1 protein-coding gene is annotated in these 1414 nt (G+C 27.3%); it reads left to right on the top strand.

Annotated elements, in window-relative coordinates; genetic code table 11:
- The first annotated feature begins 259 nt into the window (after positions 1–259).
- Positions 260–739 (top strand): SMI1/KNR4 family protein, encoded by a 480-nt coding sequence (locus tag PVA17_RS24750; protein ID WP_274069339.1) that lies wholly within the window; start codon positions 260–262, stop codon positions 737–739.
- Positions 740–1414 lie beyond the last annotated feature (675 nt).

Below are 1414 nucleotides of genomic sequence, written 5' to 3'. Positions count from 1 at the left end.
ACATATAGTAAATTGGTTAACTATATTATATTGTTCAGCGTTGATAATATAATAGGTACTGTAATATTAGGCATTATGGATATTGATATTAATGTACCTATTATACAACTAATCTTAAATATAGCAGGGATACCTTATATATTTTGAACCATAAATTTGTAAGCATAATCTGCTTTTTTTCTGTTTTAATATATATAATTTAGAAAGAGGAAGAAAAAGATTTATGCTAACGGGTAAAAAGCAGTATGGAGGAGTCAAGTTGGTTAATGAAGTAATTACAAGTGCTAAAGAAATGATCCAAAGGTCTGGAATATCCACTAGGATAGCGACAGTTGGAGAAATAAATGACCTAAATGAAAAACTAGATATTAAACTTCCAGAATGGTTGACAGAATTAATGACTACGGTAGAAGTGTGTGATAGTAAATTGGTGATTCCCCTAGATGAGGAAGATGAAGAAGATGAATTACGAATAGAATTCTTGAATCCAAAGTGCATTATTGAAGAATGTATATTATATGTTCCTGGATGTGCAGTACACAAAAACGGTTATATTTGTATAGGATTAGAAATAGGTATTGGAAATCCTTACGCAATAAATATATACGAAGGAAATAATCCTCCTGTCTATATATTAGATCATGAATATGGTGAAGAGACTAAGATGATAATTAAAAATAAACTAACCGTTGTAGAAAAATTATCCGACCTTTTCCTAGCTGCGACCATAAAAAAGTAAAATTGTTGAATAGCCCTTTTATTACTTGATTCGTGAAGAATTAACTTAAACTATCGTGGAGCTTCTGTGGAATAAGTGGATTAAAAATAATTTATCTTTTTTAGAAAAAACATTTATCAAAAATAAAAGAAAGCTGCCATTTTGAACAATCTTTATTCAAAATGACAGCTTTTTATATACAGTAAAATCAAGGATTTAAGTGAACTATGTTTTTTCTTGCAAAGTACACTTCTGTACAGCATTAACTATAAAAGAATTTTACGATTGATGATTTTAACCATTACTACAGACATGATGAAATTACTTTGAATAATTCTTTATTAATGTATTCCGCTTCTTACTTAGGTAAGAGTTTGAAATCCATGTAATTCTTTAGCAAATAATTGGCGCTCACCATTAATTGAAGAATTTCATAAAAAACGCCATCCTATTCTATAATATATATAGAAAGAATAGCGTTTTCAGGAACATGGTAATCTCTTTAAATTGTCTCCGAGATTAGATAATTTTTTATAATAGAACTTATTCTTATTAAATTACTTCTTCTTTCGTAATTTTTCCATATTCATTAATTTCTATTTTAATTTTTCGTTCAATCTCTTTGTTTTGATTTTCTAATTGTAGCTTTATTATAAAATAATTATTCATATTTTCATCTATTATAATATTCTTTAT

Source organism: Lysinibacillus sp. CNPSo 3705, from assembly GCF_028674935.1.
In the GTDB taxonomy this organism is placed as follows: Bacteria; Bacillota; Bacilli; order Bacillales_A; family Planococcaceae; genus Lysinibacillus.
This window is presented reverse-complemented; position numbering and strand designations above follow the sequence as displayed.